Annotated in this window: 20 protein-coding genes; 12 read left to right on the top strand and 8 right to left on the bottom strand. The window is 66.5% G+C overall.

Features of this window, described 5'->3' with window-relative positions; translation table 11 throughout:
- Positions 1-25 precede the first annotated feature (25 nt).
- Positions 26-1414 (bottom strand): tetratricopeptide repeat protein, encoded by a 1389-nt coding sequence (locus DMB66_RS18405; protein ID WP_125805323.1) that lies wholly within the window; start codon positions 1412-1414, stop codon positions 26-28.
- A gap of 38 nt (positions 1415-1452) precedes the next feature.
- Between DMB66_RS18405 and DMB66_RS18400 the strand changes: the two genes are divergently transcribed.
- On the top strand, positions 1453-2349 hold the full coding sequence (locus DMB66_RS18400; RefSeq protein WP_125805322.1) for a site-specific integrase: 897 nt from the start codon (positions 1453-1455) through the stop codon (positions 2347-2349).
- Positions 2350-2372: 23 nt separating this feature from the next.
- On the opposite strand, the gene DMB66_RS18395 is transcribed toward DMB66_RS18400, so the two are convergent.
- Positions 2373-2564 carry a hypothetical protein gene (locus tag DMB66_RS18395; RefSeq protein WP_125805321.1) on the bottom strand — a complete coding sequence of 64 codons (192 nt, stop codon included), beginning with the start codon at positions 2562-2564 and terminating at the stop codon, positions 2373-2375.
- 139 nt (positions 2565-2703) lie between these two features.
- On the opposite strand from DMB66_RS18395, the gene DMB66_RS18390 reads away from it, so the two are divergent.
- Both DMB66_RS18390 and DMB66_RS18385 read left to right on the top strand, forming a co-directional pair.
- Positions 2704-2913 (top strand): hypothetical protein, encoded by a 210-nt coding sequence (locus DMB66_RS18390; RefSeq protein ID WP_125805320.1) that lies wholly within the window; start codon positions 2704-2706, stop codon positions 2911-2913.
- 178 nt (positions 2914-3091) lie between these two features.
- Entirely contained in the window at positions 3092-3997 is a 906-nt protein-coding gene (locus DMB66_RS18385) for a hypothetical protein (protein ID WP_125805319.1), read from the top strand.
- Positions 3998-4012: 15 nt separating this feature from the next.
- Here DMB66_RS18385 and DMB66_RS18380 read toward each other — a convergent pair whose 3' ends face one another.
- Complete coding sequence (locus DMB66_RS18380; protein WP_125805318.1) at positions 4013-4279, bottom strand: hypothetical protein; 267 nt, start codon at positions 4277-4279, stop codon at positions 4013-4015.
- Between the two features lie 263 nt (positions 4280-4542).
- On the opposite strand from DMB66_RS18380, the gene DMB66_RS18375 reads away from it, so the two are divergent.
- From DMB66_RS18375 to DMB66_RS18365, 3 genes are all read left to right on the top strand, one after another.
- Positions 4543-5124, top strand: a complete 582-nt coding sequence (locus DMB66_RS18375; RefSeq protein WP_125805317.1) for a hypothetical protein — start codon at positions 4543-4545, stop codon at positions 5122-5124.
- Positions 5125-5409: 285 nt separating this feature from the next.
- On the top strand, positions 5410-5886 hold the full coding sequence (locus tag DMB66_RS18370; protein ID WP_125805316.1) for a hypothetical protein: 477 nt from the start codon (positions 5410-5412) through the stop codon (positions 5884-5886).
- A 662-nt stretch (positions 5887-6548) separates the two neighbouring features.
- The gene (locus DMB66_RS18365) at positions 6549-7406 is read left to right on the top strand and encodes a hypothetical protein (RefSeq protein WP_125805315.1); all 858 of its coding nucleotides are present in this window, start codon (positions 6549-6551) and stop codon (positions 7404-7406) included.
- A gap of 81 nt (positions 7407-7487) precedes the next feature.
- On the opposite strand, the gene DMB66_RS61220 is transcribed toward DMB66_RS18365, so the two are convergent.
- The gene (locus tag DMB66_RS61220; RefSeq protein WP_158647269.1) at positions 7488-7640 is read right to left on the bottom strand and encodes a hypothetical protein; all 153 of its coding nucleotides are present in this window, start codon (positions 7638-7640) and stop codon (positions 7488-7490) included.
- Between the two features lie 43 nt (positions 7641-7683).
- Between DMB66_RS61220 and DMB66_RS18360 the strand changes: the two genes are divergently transcribed.
- Complete coding sequence (locus tag DMB66_RS18360) at positions 7684-8385, top strand: hypothetical protein (RefSeq protein ID WP_125805314.1); 702 nt, start codon at positions 7684-7686, stop codon at positions 8383-8385.
- 316 nt (positions 8386-8701) lie between these two features.
- The gene (locus tag DMB66_RS18355; protein WP_158647268.1) at positions 8702-9922 is read left to right on the top strand and encodes a helix-turn-helix domain-containing protein; all 1221 of its coding nucleotides are present in this window, start codon (positions 8702-8704) and stop codon (positions 9920-9922) included.
- A gap of 29 nt (positions 9923-9951) precedes the next feature.
- On the opposite strand, the gene DMB66_RS18350 is transcribed toward DMB66_RS18355, so the two are convergent.
- Positions 9952-10530, bottom strand: a complete 579-nt coding sequence (locus DMB66_RS18350) for a hypothetical protein (RefSeq protein WP_233624669.1) — start codon at positions 10528-10530, stop codon at positions 9952-9954.
- A 288-nt stretch (positions 10531-10818) separates the two neighbouring features.
- On the opposite strand from DMB66_RS18350, the gene DMB66_RS18340 reads away from it, so the two are divergent.
- The 4 genes from DMB66_RS18340 (at position 10819) to DMB66_RS18325 (ending at position 17207) form a co-directional block, all read left to right on the top strand.
- Positions 10819-13368, top strand: a complete 2550-nt coding sequence (locus DMB66_RS18340; protein WP_125805312.1) for a site-specific integrase — start codon at positions 10819-10821, stop codon at positions 13366-13368.
- Between the two features lie 91 nt (positions 13369-13459).
- On the top strand, positions 13460-14074 hold the full coding sequence (locus tag DMB66_RS18335; RefSeq protein WP_255440830.1) for a DUF6262 family protein: 615 nt from the start codon (positions 13460-13462) through the stop codon (positions 14072-14074).
- Between the two features lie 28 nt (positions 14075-14102).
- On the top strand, positions 14103-14969 hold the full coding sequence (locus DMB66_RS18330) for a hypothetical protein (RefSeq protein ID WP_125805311.1): 867 nt from the start codon (positions 14103-14105) through the stop codon (positions 14967-14969).
- Positions 14970-15149: 180 nt separating this feature from the next.
- Positions 15150-17207: a Shedu anti-phage system protein SduA domain-containing protein gene (locus DMB66_RS18325; protein WP_125805310.1), complete on the top strand. Its 2058-nt coding sequence runs from the start codon at positions 15150-15152 to the stop codon at positions 17205-17207.
- 32 nt (positions 17208-17239) lie between these two features.
- Here DMB66_RS18325 and DMB66_RS18320 read toward each other — a convergent pair whose 3' ends face one another.
- The 3 genes from DMB66_RS18320 to DMB66_RS63800 form a co-directional block, all read right to left on the bottom strand.
- The gene (locus DMB66_RS18320; RefSeq protein WP_255440829.1) at positions 17240-18640 is read right to left on the bottom strand and encodes an IS701 family transposase; all 1401 of its coding nucleotides are present in this window, start codon (positions 18638-18640) and stop codon (positions 17240-17242) included.
- Between the two features lie 230 nt (positions 18641-18870).
- Positions 18871-19410 (bottom strand): hypothetical protein, encoded by a 540-nt coding sequence (locus tag DMB66_RS18315; RefSeq protein ID WP_125805308.1) that lies wholly within the window; start codon positions 19408-19410, stop codon positions 18871-18873.
- 116 nt (positions 19411-19526) lie between these two features.
- Positions 19527-19752, bottom strand: a 226-nt coding sequence (locus DMB66_RS63800) for a hypothetical protein (RefSeq protein ID WP_233624667.1), incomplete at its 5' end; no start/stop codon positions are given.

Here is a 19752-nt window from a genome sequence, read left to right as displayed (position 1 = left end):
GCCGTTATCACCCTGATGCTTCTGTTCAGCCTTCGCCGCCGAGATTTTTCAGCCAGGCCAGCACGGCCATCGAGCGGTCGAGGTCAGGCTGATAGATATCGGGCCATCGAGCGGCCATCTGCCGGTAGGCCAGGACGGCTTCCTCGACCGCGGCCAGGCATTCGTCGCGTCGGCCCAGCTCACCCAACCGGTTCGAGAGGTTATCCAACGACGCGGCAAAGGCGGGCAGGAACGCGTCCGGGTGAGCCGCAGCCAATTCCCGACGGATGGTGACGGTCTCCTCGATTGCGGCTAAGCCCTGCTCACGCTTGCCCAACGCGCCCTGCCGCATCGAGAGGTTGTTCAACGACATGGCCAGGTCGGGCAGGAACGCGTCTGGGCGGGCCGCAGTCAACTGTCGATAGATCTGGACGGCTTCCTCGATCGCGGCCAGGCCCTCCTCACGCTGGCCCAACGCACCCAGCCGCGTCGAGAGGTTAATCAACGACGCGGCCAGGTCGGACACGAACGCGTCCGGGCGAGCCGCAGCCAATTCCCGACGGATGGTGACGGCTTCTTCGATCGCGGCCAGGCCCTTCTCGAGCCTGCCCAGCTCACCCAACCCGCTCGACAGGTTACTCAACGACGTGGCCAGGTCGGGCAGGAACGCGTCCGAGCGGACCGCAGCCAACTCCCAGTAGACCTGGACGGCTTCCTCGATCGCGGCCAGGCATTCCTCCCGCCGGCCCAGCGCATCCAGTTCGACGGAGAGGTTGTTCAACGACATGGCCAGGTCGGGCAGGAACGCGGCCGGGTCGGTGGTAACGCGGTTGCGGTACTCGTCGACAAGGCGTTGGTTGAGTTCGGCGGCCCATTCGGCCAGGTTGTGGCTGGCCTTGGGAAGTCTGCGGGACATGGCCGTCAAGTCGTCGATGCCGGTCTGTGGATCGGAGGTCAGCTGCCGTAGCGCGCCGACGAGCGGGCCGGGGACCTCGACCTGGGTTGTGACGTCGATCGCTGGTCCGGCGAGCAGGGCGGGGTGACGCAGGATCAGATCGGTCAGCGGCTTGTCGAGGGTTCGGTGGAAAGCGGGTTGGGCGGCGGCACGGGTATACACGGTGATCAGCCGGGTGCGCTGCACCGCCGTTGCCGCGGACAGCAGCGGGTCGGGCAGTCGGGGGTGTTCGTGCAGGCGCAGGCCGACGACGCGTTCGGCGAGCCGGTCGGGTTGCAGGCTGCCCCACGGGCTGTCGCCGTCGTCGGGCGGTGGGGGGTAGAGACGGCCGATCCAGGCCTGGACCCGGTCGCGGCGATCCCGGCTCTGATCGGCCAGCGTGGGCAGCTGCCGCAGCAGGGTGTCGGCGTGCTCGTGGTCGTCGGCGCCGAACAGGATCGCGGTGCTCAGCGCGTCGATCAGCGTTTTCGTGCCGAACATCTCCGGTACGGCTACTGGCACCGGACCCCGCCAAGCACATGGACGCCTTACAGATTCGCGCGCACAGCCTACTCGAAGAGGTGCCACACGCTTTCGTCGGCGATGCCCGCCGTTGGGTTGCAGTCCTGCGGGGGCAGGGCAGACGCCAGCACCGCGCGGTCTCCTGGCGCACGGTCGCCAACTACCTCTCCTACCTGCTGCCGGTCCTGCACAGCTGGGCAGGCGAGGCCGACAGCCTGCGGCAGATAACCCGCGACCACGTCAGCCAGGCGATCAAACAGCGGCAAGGCCATCCCGCCCGAGCCCTGCAGACCGCACTCCGTAGCCTGTTTCGCGCACTGAAGCAGGAGCGCTTGATCTTTCGCGACCCTACCGCAGGGATCACGGTCTCCGCCGTCTACCTGCTGCCCCGCGCGATTCCCGCCGACCAGCTCCGCGGCCTTCTCGACCGGGCGACCCGCCCTGTAGCCAAGGTCATCATCGTGCTAGCCGCCATCCATGGCCTTCGCCCGACCGAGATCGCCCGCAGCCGGACAGCGGACCTCGACCTTTCCGCCGGCCGTCTGCGAATTCACCGCCCGACCGGCACCCACCTCGTCTACCTGGACGAAGTCACACACACGATCATCGCAGCCTGGCTCCGCCATCGCCGACAGCGATGGCCCAAGGCCGTCAACCCCCATCTGATCATCACAGGGCACACCGCACTGGACGACACCGCACAGATCGAGATGACGACGTTCTACAGCATGATCGCGAAGCTCGGGGTCACGCCGAACGCCTTACGCCGCGACCGCATCCTCGACGAGGCCCGAGTGACCGCGGACCCGGTGCATCTCATGCGGGTGTTCGGCATCACCGACAGCACCGCACTGAAGTACATCTTCGCAGCCCACCCCGAGCGACGCGCAGAGATGACCAGCCGAGGCCGGTAGCCGCCATCTCCGGGTACACGACGTCAGGTACACCGGATCTCGAACTTGACGTTGTTCCGGCTCTCGTACTGTGGGTGCTCGGCACGGTGACGGTCAACGAAGGCGCGGCAATGGTCGCGCGTGCCGGTCACTTGCGTGCCACCAGCTCCAAGGTAAGCCACCGTTTCATTGCCGTCCGCATCCACGAGGATCACGGTGCATTGCTCGTCCGTCATTTCTCGACGATATTTCGCTTCGTCGCAGGACGCCCGTGGTTCTGGGCAATTGACACGATCCAGGTTTGCATCCGGTACCTAGGTACAGGCTTACCGTCGATCAGACGGCGCCGATGGCGTTGCGATCGAGGAGGCAGACATGTCATTCGTTGTACCCGACGCCGGCACCCTGCCGACGGCAAAGCAGCAGTTGCGGCTGGCTGGGCCGGTCGGGTTGGCTGCCACGGCGCGGGACCTCACCGCGCGGGAAACCGAATGCTGCTCGTTCTTCACATTCACTGTCACCGCCGCCGGACCGGCAGACGACGTTGAGACCGTGGTGCTGGACGTCGCGGTGCCGGCCCAGTAGGGAGTCAGCACAGCACTGGCAAGGCCAATATCTGCCACGAGTTGATCTTGTGAGGCGTATCCGCTGTCTGATCAGCCGCGTGTGCGCTGTGCACGATCTCGGACGGTTGCCGTCGCCAGACCCGTGCCGTGGGGTATGGCACGGTTCTCCTCCGCTCGCCGCCGATAACGTGGCCGTCGTGACCGACACCTGGAACGACCCCTGGGCCGAGCCCGCCACTCCGCCGCCCCCACCGGCGCCCCCACCGCGCTGGGCCCCGCTGAGCCGGCGGGCCACGGGCTTTGGCCCGGAGACCACTCTGTACGAGGCGGTGCCGGATCACCTACGGCCCGCCCTGCGCAGCTGGGTACGTGACCAGTGGCGCGCCAATCAAGCCGCCCTGGAAGAACTGCAGTGGCGGATGCGTCGACGGTTTGACGACGACGACATGGACTATCTCGACGGCGAGGATCTGCTCGACGTCATCGACGGCATCCTGCGCTGGTGGCCACACGACCAACTCGATGACACCCAGAGGCACTGGACGAATCCGAATCAGGTCCTTCCGGGGCCGCGTACGCAGCTAAGCGAGGCGCTGACCGGCGGCGGCTCCATCTGGCGGATCAACGCAGACGGGCAAGGGCTTGAGCACCGGGTCGACGACACGGTCACTGCCGCGACCGCCGCGACCGTCACCGCGGCCAGCGTGGAGGCTGGGGGTCACCTCGGCGCCGCCTGGACCGCCGCGTACGGCCGGCATCCCGACCCAGACAAGGCTTACGCCGAGGCGGTCAAGGCCGTCGAGGCTGCCGCCTGCCCGGTTGTTCTGCCCAACAGCGGGACCGCCACCCTGGGCAAAGTGCGTGACCACCTGCGGGACGCGTCGGCCAAGTGGGAACTCGTCATTCCAGGCAAAGACGGTACGCCAGGTTCGGCCACACCGGTCGTCACTTTGATGACGACGCTGTGGGACGGGCAGCGCTCCCGGCACGCGGGCACGCCCACCTCTCGACGCCAGCTGCAGGAGGAGGCTGAGGCTGTGGTGCACCTAGCGGCCTTGTTGGTGCAGTGGCTGCACAGCGACGTGTTGCGCCGGAAGCCGTGACCGGCGCCCTCGTCCCTACCCGGCACCAGGCAGGCCAACCTGCCCGCCGGTATGCAACGCCAGTGCTGCTGACAGCATCTGTGAGCGAGGGCGGATCGTGGATCTCGATACCACGCCTGACCACAGCTGGAGTTGTTTTGGGATGGAAACTATGGCCGGGCAGGAAAGCTGGCCGCCGTCGCGGGCGCAAAGTCGCCTCGCGTTGTCGACGAACGCGTCTCGCAGGTTGATGCCCTGGCTGGCGCCGGTGTGGTCGACCGCGATGACGACGAAGAACTCCATGACGTCGTGGAAGGCAGTACTGACGAGAACGCGAGCGGCGGCGGGGCGTAGGACTGACTGACGGCCTGGTCGAAGAGCAGCCGGACGTATCCGAGCCGCTTCATGGTCACGGCGTCGGGCGGGGGTACGACTGGCTCTTCGGGCTGCGCCGTGGCTGCGACCCTAGACCCCCCGCGAGCCCATACACGGTGCGGCGGTTCCGTCTCGCGGTGCCGGCGGGTTTACCCTGCCTCGACTGTGATGCCGTCCTGGGGAGCGCACGGATGCCGTTGATCAACTGGAGCACTGTGTGGACCGCCGGTGCGACGGCCTTACTCGTGACGCTGTTGATCGAGTACGCGGCGAAGCCGCGGTTGGAGGCTCGCAAAGAGGCGATCCTGGACGCACACCGGGCGCGGCGGGAGGTGAGGGCGCTGGTGATGCGGTTGACGCACACGGCGCAGCGGTTCGCTCAGGTGCTGCCGGACGGTGTGGACCCGAAGCTTGCCGAGTGGTGGAAGGTCGAGCGCAACCGCTGCTATGACGTAATGGCGGCGACGGCGTTACAACTGGTCGACGGGGTGGAGCGGTATGCGGGCGTTTACCGGGATCCGCTACTCACCCTGATCCAAGACTACGCGTACGCCGTGCACGGGGTCCGGCTGTCGGCGCGGCAGCGGCGGCGGCAGACGGAGCTGATCGTGGAGCTGGGGTCGCCGATGCTGTCGGCCTTGGACTTCCCGGCGCCGTGGAAGTGGTGGCGGTTCGACTCGTGGGATCGGTCTGTGAAGGAGGTTCGGCGGCTGATGGCGCAGCTCCATGACGACAATGAGCCCGCCACTGAGAAGGCCGGCCAGGGCGGCTAACGAGCCCTGGTGGGCATATGGCGAGTATTGGCCTTACCTTGGGCCGCACCCCATCATGACGGTGGCCTTGGACAGCTCCCGATGCAGCTCCGTGAACCGGCCGACCAGCAGGCGGCCTGCTCCGGAGTCAGGTCGCCGGCCGGGGCCTCGCGCACATTGCTCGCCACGATCACCCACCCTATCGACGCCAGCGGATTGCGGATACGCACAGGATCCAAGCGCGCCGCACGGCGGGCGCGTGCCTGGCACGACGCGGGCACCGAGCGACAGTCGTAGGCTGCCGCGATGAACGCAGCCCTCGCCGCTCTGCTCGGCGGCGCCGCCGGCGCCGCCCTCAAGTACTTCTTCGACCAGCGTGCCAGTCGCCGGAACAAGCTGCTCGACGAGAAGCTCAAGTACGCCGTGGCGTTCCTGTCCGCCGCAGACTGGACCGGTCGAGCGTACGAGAGCTACATGACCGCCTACTTCGCTGCTGAGCGGGCCCGCACCAAGGGCAGCGCCGGACACGTTGCAACCGCCGAGGCGCAGCAGAGGAAGCAGCTGGAAGAGGCGATGTCAGCGCTGAAGGACGCCCACGCCGCAGCTTGCGCTCTGCGCCTACTCATGCCTGACCTCAGCGATCTGGCAAGCAAGTACATCGAGCTGTCCATTGATGCTGACCTCGAAGAGCAGGGTGTGAGCGCGGCTCGGGAAGCGGCTCGTGCGGCCCTTGAAGCGGCGCTGATCAAAGACTTCAAGACGTTACGACGGTGGCGTAGGTGATGAGACCTGCATCGACGTCCGCTCGGCGCAGCGGCGGCTACCTCGCCGACCGCCGGTTCGGCCGCCGCCGGCCTGCCCTACGTGATCGTCTGCGGCCACCGCGATCATCGACCTGCCGACGCGGCTGGCCGACCTGCTGAACCTCGACATCGCCGCCGCACCCGGAAGTTCCGACTTCGTTAACGGAGCTGGAGCTTGGGCCGGTTCTCGTGGTTGAGTGAGCGCACGCGACGAGGTCAGCGCCGCCACCGGCCCAGGGTAAACTCCGCCTCTCGTCAATAGCGGAACTTCTTGTCGTACCCTGCCGCGGAGATGCTCGTGGTGCGAAACACGGGTTGCTAACGGATGCGGGACCAGCGATCAAAAAGTTGATCTAGCGGAATCGAGCCGCTCGTGTGACCGAGTTGGGTTTGCAGGGTTTCGGCGCTGGTCCAGTGGTTACGGGCCGGGCTAACCACCGGCAGTTCCCCGAAATGACCCGATGCCGGCGACCCGCTATGATAAGAGACGGGTAGTGCACGCCCTGCCCGTCTCCGAGCCGCACCGGCGTCCACACCGCCCGGCGGCGCTCGAGGACAAGCCGTCTCCGACGCAGCGTGCCGAGCAACATGATCCCCGTGAGACGACCTCGCGGCGGGTGTGGGACGCCGTCGGAGGACTCCATGGGCAAGCCCAACCGTGCGCGGGACCGCGCCATCAAGCAGTTCATGATCGAGCACGGGTGCAAGCGCACCGAAGCCATCCGCGGACTTGCCGGCGGCGCAGCCGTGCCGGGGCGGTGGACGTGGCGCGACGCTTCCGCCCGGCTCGGCGCCATGGCGTGGGCGCTCGCACGGGCCGAGGACACCCTGAACCCGCTCAACGCGGGCGACGAAGGCTTCCAGCCGCGAATGTCCCCCGTCGATGTTGATCTGGGGGCGCTGGCGAAGTTGCACGACATGGCCGGTGGCCTACGTCTACCAGCAGATCAGACGCAGAGTCTGCTCGGTCAGCTGTATACCTACCGGGAAGGCGCGATCGCGCTCCCACCGAGCCACTTCAGCCCGGCGCGCGGCCGCCTAGCCATGGCGCGGGATGTCCACCGTGTGTGGATGATCGAGCAGGTGTGGGCGCTGTTCAAGGCGGCCGCGGCAGGAAAGCCGCCGGTGGAGGTGCCCGTGCGGATTCCGTTCCAACAGGGGCAGTTGCCGCCCTGGTGGACGCCGCCTGGCGACGCGCACGCGCTGATGAATCAGCTACCTGACGGTGCGGCCCGCACGGCCACCGAAGCCGCGCTGGAGGGCATGGCCGAGGCCTTGCGTACCCAGGAGGAACTGGCCGAATGGATCCGGAACCTCTGGGAAGCCCACGATTGCGAGGACGACGATCCCTACCAGGGATGCCCGGCGGCCGAACAGGAGCACGGCGCGAATGGCGCGATTGAGGACGCGGTGATCCGCTTCGAGGCGGAGATGACGACGTTCTGCTTCGCGGCACGCGGTCTGCTCCGGCAGTACGCTGCCGCGCCTCCGTCGCATTAGCGGAGGATGCCCCCGGCAATGCCCTGCCGGGGGCATCCATACGCCCGTCCGCAAGGGCCCCCTCGGAAACCCACCGCATGCCTACCGCAGCACGCTGCCGAGCATGTCGAAGACCGGCCCGATCTCGTTGACATTGCCGATCAGGACGCCCAGGAATATCCACCCCCATGAGCGGGGGATGGAGAACTGGAAGCGGACGAGATCGCGGTCCGGCTCGGGTAGATCCTTCTTCATGACCGACACAGCACAGTGCAGTCTTTGCTGTACGCTCTTGGGCATGGCGCAGACAAAGGCACAGCGGGTCGAACTGCTCGGCGGGACGGTCGCCAGCGGCGGCACCACGATTCAATTCGGTCCGGACACCGCTGCGGCCGCTCGGGACATCGAGTGGCTCACCGACGACAGCGGCAACGGGGTGACCCTGGCCTGGCCCGACCCTGATGGCCCCTGGTTCATCAGGCTCGACCTGGCGAAGGTCGACGGCCGTGCACAAGTGGTCGGCCTGCACCTCCAGTCCTACATCGGCGGCGTCGACGAGAACGGCCAGCCACTACGCGCGGCCGGCCCTCAGGGTCTGGCCGAGGTGACCCACGCGGTCGTCCGCGCTCTCAAGATGGGGCAGATCGCAGAGTCCTGGCGACACCATATGTCGATCTCGGAGACCGCGAAGGCGCTCACCGAGGCCACCGATCCGAACGTCCGGGACGGGATCGCACGGCAACTGCTCGAGCTCACGAACCGAGGCACGCCCCGCAGACGGCGGCCACCGGCCGGCGAGCACCTCCTCGCCCACATCGCCGAGCTGTACCGCGAAGCCCTCGCCGCCGGAGGCGAGCCGAGACGCAAGCCAGCGAAATACGTCGAGGGCAAGCTCCGACAAGAAGGCCTCGAGATCGACGGACCCGCCGTGCGGAAGTTGGTCGCCCGCGCCCGCACCCACGGCCTGCTGACGCCGACGACACCCCGCCAGCCAGGCTAAACCCGCCCTATGTCCGCACCGCTATCCACTCGTCCCGGCCCGGCGGCCGCGCATGGTCGCGATGAAACCGGTCGGGGTGGCTTCCAGTCCATACTGGCCAGGCTCGCCGTAGTCGCGCAGCCGTAGAACGCGAGATCCGCCGCCGACATCCTCAGCGTCGTCGGTGATCCTGGCAGAGGTTTCGTCGCCAAGCTGGACGTAGAAGCCGAGGGTACTGAGGCGCCCTGCCGGAAGGCGCAGTTACCAGCTGGGCCGGGCGTCGTCGTTTGCGAATGTGATTGCGGAAGGTGCTGGAAGAGGGGAATCATGGTTCGCCGTGACAACCTCCCGTCCCGGTTGGGAACCCGAGTCGTACGCCGAAGCGATCGACGACATCACCAACGGCAGGGTCTTCGAGCATCACTACCTTGAGCTGAAGACCGAGTACAAGCCCAATCAAAACGAGGAGATGCGCGGCGACATCGCGGCCCTCGCCAACGACAGTGGTGTCCTGATCGTCGGGGTGGAGGAGGACAAGGCGACGCGCAAGGCGGTCCAGTTGAGGCCGATCGCGCTCGCCGGCTTCATCGAGCGCGTGGAAAACGCCACCCGCACCCTTGACCCGCCGCTGCACGTCGAGTGTCACGAACTGGTCGACCCCGACGACGAGACCCGGGGCATCGTCTTCATTCGGGTCTCGGCGAGCGCACTTGCCCCGCACCAGGCGAACAAGCGCTACTACGGGCGCGACGAGTGTTCCACCTACAGGCTGGCCGACGCCCAGGTCGAGGCTCTGATCCGTCGGCGCACCGCGCGGGTGGACCACATCGCAGCATCGTTGTCGAAGCCAGATGTGTTTGAAACGCTGACGCAGACCGGCCGCTTCGCAGTGATGGCGTATCCCACGGCGAACCATAACGACGAGCTGCTGGCGGCCTACCAGACCCCCGCGGACTACTACCGCTGGCTCGACGAACAGGCCGAGAAGGCAACGGCTGCCGCCGGCCGGCTCGCGACAGCCTCGCACACGTTTGGCAATTGGAATCCCGCCAGCCTCGGGCCGAGCGCCATCGAACGCTGGCCGGCCGGTGTCGGCCGCGTGTTTCAACCGCGCACCGGCGGGGAGGGTACGCGAGGCTACCTCGTCGTCCACGAGGCCGGCGCCGTGCGCTTCGCCGTTGACAATCTGGTACAGCAGGAGTGGGACATCCGGCCAGCGCGAGAGGCGTTCGACTGGATGACAATGTGGACCGCCTCGGTGTGGACCGTCTGCATGGTGCGTCAGGTTTGTCGGGCGGCCGGGCTGACGGACACCGGCGTGGACATCGGCATCCGCGTCGACGCCATCGACGGCGCGATCCCGGACACCGCCCGGGTCGAGCAGGACACGTTCAGGCGCATGGGGCTGCGTGACCACGTCGTGGCGTGGAAGGGCGGGACGTACCAGCGCACCGCGCACGTGTCGGCAGCGGAAGCGAGGAAGGACCTGACGGGCATGGTCCGAACCCTGTTCGGCCAGCTGATGCGATCCACCGGACTCGGCACGGTCGTGCCGTAGCAGGGGGATTGAAACGAACGTGCGACTAATTAGGTTGTCGTCGGTTGGCCGAGCTGGTAGAGCGCAATGTCAACCTGGCGTGCTGTCCACACGTGTCCCTGATCGGCAAGCTCTTGGCGGCACTGCTCGATGAGCCGCAGATAGCGGCCGTAGCGGCCGGCCCGGTTTTCGAGGAAGAGACCGAGCTGGTGTAGACCATGGTGTGCGCGGCGGTCGTAGACCGCGAGGCGCAGCGGCGCCGCGGCGAAGCACACCGCCGAGGCGATCGCATCACCGTGGGCGAAGCCAGGCAGCGCGGTCAGAGCAGTCCGCGCGGCTGCGGCGGCTTCTGGCACCGGCTTGGAATCGTCCCGAGCCGCGATGACAGCCTGCTCGGTGTGTAGTCGTACCTCACGGTCGGGGCAGCTCATCAGTTTGCCCATCCAGGGAGTGTCAGCGCGTAGCCGCTTCCACGCGGTGAGTGCCCCGATGTCGAGCTTTCCGAGGCTGCCGACCTCGGCGGCCCGAGCCGTCACCTGCTCCACCACTTCGTCGTACGCGTCGCTGACCCCGACGGCATATGCATTCGCACCCGCAACGAGGGCCTCCACGCGATCTTTCGGCTCCACGCTCGACAGTGTGGCACGGGAGACGACACACCGTGTGGCATGGACTTCGGCGAGTGCGTCCTTCAAGGTTCTGTGCTCGGACGGCTGACTGCGGCTTCGTGATCAGCGGCGCCGACGCCGGGTGTGTTCGTCGTTCTCGGCGGTGATCCGGGCGGAGGGTTTCCTCGCCGAATTGGACGTAGACGCCGAGGGTGGCGAGGCGCCGGTGGCGGGGTTTGGCCTGTAGTTCAGCGATCAGGACAAACGCGACGCCGTGGAGCGCGTCGCCGCGCTTGGGCAGGTGCGGAGATGACGGTGGCGGCGCTGGCAGCGGCGCTGGTCACCGGAACCGACGCGGTGGATCTGACCGCCTGGCAGGTATGGCTGGGCGAGCGACTCGATCCCCTGTGGCGTGTCGGCGAGTGGGACGGTCAGCGGCAGTTGTTCACCGGGGACGTGGACCACCCGCGTACCGCGGTCTGGAGGTGCGTCACCAGGGCCTGCGCCAACGCGGTCACTGGCCGGGTCGGGATCTGCCGGACGTGTGAGGAGGCCCTGGCTGGCAGTGGACTGGGCCGTGAGGAGTTCGCGGCGACATTCGTCCCGCAGTTGCAGCGGCGCCCAGGTTTCGTTCCCGAACCGTGCGCACTGGTCCGCGGCGGCGTGCGATGCGGCCGAGAGGGTATTCAAGCGGGGTTGTGCAAGCGCCACCATGGCATGTTCCAGCACTGGTGCAGCAGCCATCCTGACCGCGACCGGGCGCGGTGGATGGCCGTGGCGGGTGCGCATCCGTTGCCGGCGGAACCGCCGTGCGCGGTCACGGGATGTCCGCGCCAGCAGGAGCACACCAACGGGCTGTGCGCGCTGCACCGTATCCGCTGGCAGACGCATTGCCGTGACCGCCGCCCGCAACCGGCCTTGGACGTGTGGATCGCGACGCAGACACCGTACCTGGGGATGAACCAGTTCTCGCTCGCTCCCGCCGGTCAGGTACTGCGCGCGGAATTGCTCTACGGCCTGCAGCAGCGCGACGAACGTGGCGGGAAGATCGATCCGCAGGCGGTGCGGTGGGCGGTCAAGCATCTGCATCGCCTGCCGAGTCTGGCGTTGGCGACCGCTGGGCAGAAGGACCCGCGTGGGCTGGGCGCGAACTCGAACGGCGTCGCGGTGATCCGTGAGGTGGCCTGGGCCGTCGAGGTCGGCTTCGAACGGTTCCGAGGCATCGACCCGGCGGACAAGCGGACCTGGGACCTGGTCGCCGTGGGCGTGCCGTCGTCCGCGAGCCTTTCGGGGCGACGCCGTCATGCCGGCAGTGCGGCGTTCAACGAATTTCCGCAGCCTTGGATGCGGGATTTGACCTGGGAGTGGGCGCGGGCGATGCGCCCCACCAGCAGCGTGCTGCGACTGCGGCTGCGCGGCTGCCTGATCGCGGCGCAGGCGCTGACCGCCCGGCCAGGTGGCGGAACTGATCCAGCGGCCTTGCAGTTCGCGGACATGACGGCCGTTGCGCAGGCGTTCCGCCAGCTGCGCAACGCCGACGGCACCGCGATGAGTTCCAAGACGCGGCAGGATCTGCAAGCGGCGTTCTACACCGTGTTGGACTTCGGGCGCGCCGCGGGCCTGCTGGACCGCTTGTCGGGCAGCTTCGCCCGGCACAGCTCGCACCGCATCGTCGCTGACGAACCGAACGAGGACGAGGTCGGCAAGGCTGTCCCGGAATCGGTGATCCGGCAACTCGACGCGAATCTCGATCTACTCGGCCGCGACTTCGTCTACGGGCAGCTAAGGCCGCACGACATCACGGCGATGTTCCAGACCACCTACGTCCTTCTGCGGGACACCGGCCGCCGGCCGTGGGAGATCTGCAACCTGCACCTGGACTGCGTCGAGAGCCAGGACGGCGACTACAGCCTGATCTGGAACAACCGCAAGGGCCGGCGCAACCGGCGCCGGCTCCCCATCACCGCGGCGACCGCCCACGCGGTCCTGACCTGGCGCGAGCACCGGCTGGCACTGGCAGTCCCGCCACGCAGCAAGAACCATCTCCCCGCGATCACCAACGACAGCGGCGACGACCACCTGCGGCCAGGAAACCTATCCCGCGCAATCCGCGCCTGGGCTGATGCGATCCCTGCTCTGGACTCCGAAATCTTGGGCCCGGACGGCACCCGGTTGCCCCTCGACCGAATGCTGATCTATCCGTACGCCTTCCGCCACTCCTACGCCCAACGGCACGCCGACGCCGGTGTGGACCTGGACGTGCTCCGCGAGTTGATGGACCACAAATCGGTCGAGACTACACTTGGCTATTACACGGTTTCGTTGAAACGCAAACGCGAGGCGGTCAAGACGGTGCGTCTGCGCGTCGTCGATCGCCACGGCCGGGCGGCCCCGATGGCATCGAACACCGCCTACGAGGCAAGGTCAGTGGCCGTTCCGTTCGGCAACTGTATCGAACCCAGCAACGTCAAGGCCGGCGGCAAAGGATGCCCCATCCGTTTTCAATGCGCGGGCTGCGGCTTCTACCGGCCCGATCCGTCCTACCTGCCGGCCGTCGAGGACCACGTGCGCTCACTGAAAGCCGACCGGGAGACAGCGCTGGCCATGGACGCAGCCGACTTCGTCGTGCGGAACCTCGAGGACCAGGTCACCGCGTTCGGCGACGTCGCCGAACGGATGCGCCACAGCATGCAGGAGCTGACCCCTGAGGAGCGCACCGAGGTTGAGCAGGCCAGTTCGGTGCTGCGCAAGACCCGCGCCGCCGCGGCCGGCCGAGCCGTGCTGCTCTTGACCGTCCTACCAGCGGCGCCCCGGCAGCGCGACGCCGCCGATCCTCCGACGGCGCCTGCTGGCCGATGACGGTCCACTTCCTACGCCACTGGTCACCATCGGCCACCAGAGAACAGCGCACGGCGCGACGAACGCCCGGCGCCCCTCACCGCCGGACCCCGTGGCCGTCCGGCACCGACTACACCAGAGAGGCCAACCCAGATTGACCAGAACACCTCGCTCGCGCGGTGATGTCCTCCGGCAGGCCCGCCAGCGCGACAGCCACGACAAACGCACTCGGGTGATCAGCGTCGTGGACCAGATGTTGAGCCACGGCGAGCCTGTCACCTTTGCTGCCGTCGCCAAGCAAGCGGGAGTGTCGAACTGGCTGGTCTACGCCGTCGGCGTGCGCGAGCACATCGCCGCCGCCCGCCAGCAGCAGGCCGGTGCACCCGCACGCGCCAAAGCCGCGGGCGTCACCGCAAGCCAGGCGAGCCTGCGCACCGAGTTGGAACTGAGCCGCGCGGACAACAAACGGATCAGAGCCGAACGTGACACCTTGAAGGAGGCGATGCGGCGGCAACTCGGCCGCCAACTGGATCAGATCGGTGCGGCGGACCTGATCACCCGAATCAACGAGCTCACCGCTCAGGCGGAACGGGTGGAAGGCGAGAACGCTCAGCTGCGTACCGAGAACGACGCGCTGAAGGGACGCCTCGTACTGGCGGACGATGATCTGATCGCAGCGAGAACCAGCCTCCGTCAGATGATCCGCGCACGTAACGCCAGCACCTGAACCGCTGCGATGTGCGACCGCCACAAGCGTGCCGTCCGCCCGCCGTCGAGTGATACGGCGCTCGAGCCGGACGGCAGCGAATCACTGCAAAGCGATCTCCGCCGAGGCGGCACGCCGCTGGCGTCTTCCCGTCCCCGCATGTTGCCGTCCCGCGTATGTCGGCCGGGTCACGCTCGACGATGTCGGGCATGATCGGTGCGTGGATACCAACCCCCCGGCGCACAGCACATCCCGCGAGGTCGCGCAGACCGTCGCGGAGGCCGGCCTCAACCTGATCCCCGGAGTCGGCGGATCCGTGGCCGTGATCTTGATGGCGGCCCTGAACTACAGCGTGAACCAGCGACGCGAGCAATGGTTCACCCAGGTCGCCGAGGGAATCGCGGAGTTGCGCGACAAGGTCGACGCCTTTGATCCGCAGGCGCTCGCGAGCGACGACGGGTTTCTCGACTCGGTCGTCACCGCCACCCAGATCGCGGAGCGTAACTCCCAGCAGGTCAAACGGGCCGCGCTGCGCAACGCATTGCTCAACGCGGCCCTACCGTCCGCACCCAGCCAAGAAGACCAGCAGCAGCTGTTCCGGCTCATCGACGAGCTGACGCCCACCCACATCCGGCTGCTCGGCCTGCTCGGTGACCCGCCCGGCTGGTTCGACCACACGGGCCTGGCCCGTCCTCAATTCGCCATCAGCTCGAACCGCACAGCCTTGATCAAAGCCGGCATGCCAGACCTCGCCGCACGCGGCGATGAAATGATCACCCGCTACTACCGGGCACTGGAGGCAACGGGGCTCGTGCAAGCGGCGCTCGGCGGCATGATGTCGGCCGACGGCGCCTGGAATCCCGCCACGTCCACACTCGGTCAGGAACTGCTTGCCTTCATTCGTGACCCTCGCTGAAAGCCTCATAGGCAACCTTCACCGCCGCCCCGGCCGTCAGCCAAGATCTGGCGGCGGCCCAGCCTGCGCCGGGACAGCACGACGGCAGCTGTCCCTTGCTCCGAACCGGTTTCTGAATCCGAAGTTCCGGATGTTCAATCACATGTGCCGGGTGAGTCGACGATCGTCCATCCTGGGGGCATGACGCAGTTTGCCGCCTCCCCGGCACCACGGAGCACGCAGAGGATCACGACACTCACGCGACGCGACATCTTCGACTACTTATGCGGTGAGGGCGGACCCTGGTGGGGAAGGCTCGACGAGATCGACTTTCTAGGATCCCTGTACGACCTGGACAGGCTGGCGTCGACAAACTCCCGGTTCACGACGGCACGGGAAGACATCATCCAGCACCGGATTAACAACCCACTCGACTGGCCCGACCAGTGGGTCTTCGAAGACCCCCAGTTCCAGCTCCTCGACGGCCCTGACGAGGTTCTTCTCGGCTTCCTGACGCGGTTCGTGCATCCCGAGGTACAGCCTGAACTTGATCAATCCTCACGACGCGTCGCTGAGCTGAACCGCCTCCTCGGGCCAGACGGCTGGACCCTCCGCCCCTTCGAATTCATATCGGGGCGGCCGATCTACTCCCCCGCCCCCGCACCGCCCACCGGTCCGCTGGTCTCACTACCACTCGATGACGACGACACCAGCAAACTCGACCTCGTCCTCGGACAGACGTACAGCCTCCTCGAACGCGACGGCGAGGAAGTCGCCCGAGATCTCCTCCGTGCGGCTGTACTGACGCTGCGCCTCGACGGCGGCTTCTACCACCCCATCCCCGGTGACAGATGGACCGACGCCACGTACGAGGCAGTCCTAACCGTGCCTTCTGTCCTCCTGCCCGCATATACGGAGGCGGTCACCGACGCGGTCTGGCGGAGGCTGGAAGCCGTACTAATCCGTTTCGAGCGTAAGGACGTCCAGTCCCTTGCCATCGAGGGTGACATAGGGCCGCTGCCAGCCGTCCCACCGGACTGGAGGAACCAGACGGCGGAACCCGATATCCCGATCCTGCAACGCCTCCATCTCGGCAACCCGTCCACAGAGTTCGACGTCACAGCGCAGGACCTCTCGGATCTCGAAATTCGCGGTCAAGGGTTTCCTTACTTCTACGACACACGCAGAGGTCAGCTGATCACGGAGTTCCGCCTCGACAACCGTCCACAGGTCGCAACGCTGCTCCATGTCGCCCTCATCAACAAGGACGGCATCCTTTCGCCGCGGATCAAACTGTGGAAGAAAGACAAGGCCAAGATCGCGAAGACGGCGGCCACGGAAGCAATTCCCGGCACCGAAGTGCCTCAGATCGTCAAGGCACTCGTCGACATCAGCGATGTCCACGACAACTTTTGGAAGGTCATCAGCTTCCTCCAAAGCTGCGTGGGACTAGACCTCCCTGAGAACAGCTTGCGGCTGGTCGTCGGCGACGAAGCCGAGCTGGCCCGGCTCCTAGCCGGCCAAGACCGCACGATGCTCCTCGAAGCCGTCAGGACCGCCGTCGGCGGCGCCCTCACGGAGAAGGACATCAGGCTGATCAGCAACCGCAAGGCGCAACTCGATCGATTCCGACAACTCCTGACTGATCCGGAATACTTTGAGCAGGAACGCCAGCAAGCTGCAGGGCCTGAGGCGGTCTGGCAAAGCCTCTTCGAAGAGAATCCCTGGATCTTCGGGTACGGACTCAACTTAGTGGCCAGCGAACCATTGGACGACGGAAAGCTGGAACGCATCACTACCGGTGCCAACATCTTCACCGGGGCGGGAAAGCGCAGCGACGCCGTCATGCGCTCCAAGGGATTCATCAGCAGTCTCCTGCTATGCGAAATCAAGACCCATAAGACGCCCCTGCTGGCCGCCACGCAATACCGGATTCCAGACGTCTTTCAGGTCTCCAGGGAAGTCGTCGGCGCAGTGGCGCAGGTGCAGAAGACCGCCCATAAAGCCCTACGCCTGGTCACCGGCGAACTACACAAGCTCTACGAGGACGACGGCACCCCAACCGACATCGAGATCTCCACCATCCGCCCACGACAGGTGCTAGTGATCGGAAGCCTGACCGAGTTCTCCGTACGCGGCTCGACGAACCCGGAAAAGATCACTTCTTTTGAGCAGTACAGACGGTCCATCCAGGGCGTCGAGGTCATCACGTTCGACGAGCTCTACGAACGAGCCTGTTTCATCGTGGAGGACCGCTGAGCCATACCGGCTAGTACGGCAGCCGCCATTTGCTAGTTGGCCAGGGAATACTCCCGGTTGAGTCTGGTGCGTTGGTGGAACCAGCGTGCTCGGGCTTGGTGGCGGCGTCGCCAGTTGCGCCAGTGGGTGTCGTGGTCGGTGGGTTTCGGCTGGTGCCAGGTTGTGGCGAGCAGGCGTGCGGTCTCGGGGATGGTCAGCGGGATCATGCCGGGCTCGGACGGTGGCCGCTGATCGGGTGTGTTCGGTGGTGGGGCTTGGGTGTCGGTGCGGGTCTTGAGGCGGGCGGCGGCGATCGCGCAGATGGCCAGGGCGGTCATGACCAGCACGGTGTGCCGGATGATCGCGGTGTGTAGCCGGGCTTGGCATTGATCGAGGCCGAAGGAGTCCTTGCTGAACTCGAACGTTTCCTCGACCGGCCAGCGCAGCCCGGCGGCCCGCACGAGTCTGGCCAGGGTCAGCGGTTGGCCTTGCGGCACGTAGCAGTAGTGAAAGGCCAGGTCGCCGCTGGTGAGGTGACGGCGTATCAGCAGGTAGTGCCGGGGTGAGACGGTCGCGATCCAGGCCCACGCATACCAGCGTTTTCCCTTCGAACCGGCGCCGGCCGAGCGGATCTGCCACCGGCGTTTGTCGGTGGCGAGCAGGGCGACGGCCTGGGTGCAGGTCATGCGGGTTTCCGGGTTCAGGGTGAGCATGAAGGTCGAGGCGATGCGGAGCACGTAGGCCTGCTGCTGCTCTTCGAAGAACTCCCGTAGCTGGGTGCAGTTGCCGTAGACCTCGTCGCCGCAGGCGAAATCGAACGCGACGCCGTCAGCGTATGCGTCGGCGCAGATGTCGATGGCCAGCTGGCCTTTGGTCCGGAATGCCAGCCCGTCCGCGATGCCCATCCCCGCAGCGGTGTCCGGATCGGCGAGGTGCTCGGCCGGGATCCATTGCCGGGCCCCGATCAGCGCATGTCCGACACGTTCGCGCACATACGCCAGGTGCACCGTGTTGATCCCGTTCGCGAGCCGGCCGGCGCAGCCCATGTACTGCCGTTTCACCCCGCACGTCGCCGTGCCCTGCTTGGCCTGGCCGGTCTCGTCCAGCGCGGCGATCCGCAACCCCCGCCGCGCCCGGCGCCCGGCTACGGCGTCCAGGCCTGTCACGACGAACCGGCGCACCTGACTCATCGCCGCCTGCCCGTCCCACACCGCCCGGTTCAGCAGCCTCTGGGTGCGATCCGGCGTCCGGTCCCCGGCCTGCTGCGCGATCGTCCACCCGTTGCGCTTCGGGATCTCGCTGACCAGCGCCGATACGTACCGGCCCGCGTGCTGCCAGGTCTGCGTACGCACGAAACACGACCGCAGCCGCTCCAGCAACTCACCCGCGGTCCGGGCCGTCCGGACAGCCTCTATCCTGGCAGCAGCAGCCGCCTTCGATCTTGTTGTCCTCACAAACACATGATCAACAGGCGGCTGCGTCCATGTTGGACACCACCCCCACCATATCCCAGCAGGTCAGACTGCTAATGGCGGCTGCCGTACTAGCCCGCGCTTTGTTGGCGGCATGATATTGCACTAGATCTTGCAATCGAGAGTGCTTTCGGAACTGTTTCGCTGCGGGGGCGCCAGCAGAGTTTTCCGTAGGTCAAGCAGTATATTCATGATTAATTAATGCAGTGCTTCTACCTGCCCAGCGCGCGACGGCGGCGGAAGAGACGCAGCCGCGGGCGGCCGCCTTTCGCCGGCTTGGGCATGGTGTCCGGCTGAAGTTCAGTACGAATGTGGAACAGCAGGCTGTCGAGCTGGATGCCGAGCCGCTCTTCACGGTTGTATCGTGCGTCTGCGTCAGGCGTCGGCCGTTCGCTTGTGTTGAGCATGGCGTCGAACATCGCCATGACGTCGTTACTGGCGAAGGCATGGACACGAGGTGCAATCTTCCGTAGCTTCACGTCGAGGTGGTCGTCCGGCATGTTCTCGAAGATCGATTCGAGGTTCTTCCCGACGCCGGGCTTGCCCACTTCGATGTCGCTGGCCGTATACAACGTGAGTTCGAGCAGCTCCACGTAAAGCTCAGCCCGCCGCTCGGCAATACGCTGGTCGGATGCCATCTGCCGCTGGTGCTGCATCGTTCTGCTGCTCTGCCAGGCGGCTGAGGCCAGCGCCACTACGCCAACGACGGTCGACCCGAGCGACGCGATGATTGTTGCGGTGGGCTGATCCATGGCCCGTGAGCGTACCGGCCGCCGTCGATCTTTCACTCCTGCGTGGTCGCGCCCCTGCGGCCGGCAGCGGAGAGTTCTGGGCGGCACACATCATCGCGGCAGAAGCGCGCACATGTTCAAGAGGGCCCGGGCCTTTTCCAGATCACCTGCCCAGACGCGGTCAACGTCCTCGCGTCAGGCGCCGGAAACCCGGACATGCGACACAGCTCCAGTACTGCATCCGCCAAGCCCTCGGTATCCTCATGCACCTCGAAGTATTCGCCCCAAGTGGTGTCAACAGTCAGGGTGACCCAGCGCCGCCCGTCGGGCGCGAACCTGGTCGCTGACAGCGAGACGCTCGAA

It is taken from the genome of Actinoplanes sp. ATCC 53533 (genome assembly GCF_003947245.1).
The sequence above is the reverse complement of the archived record's forward strand: the minus strand, read 5'-3'. Positions and strand labels throughout refer to the sequence as shown.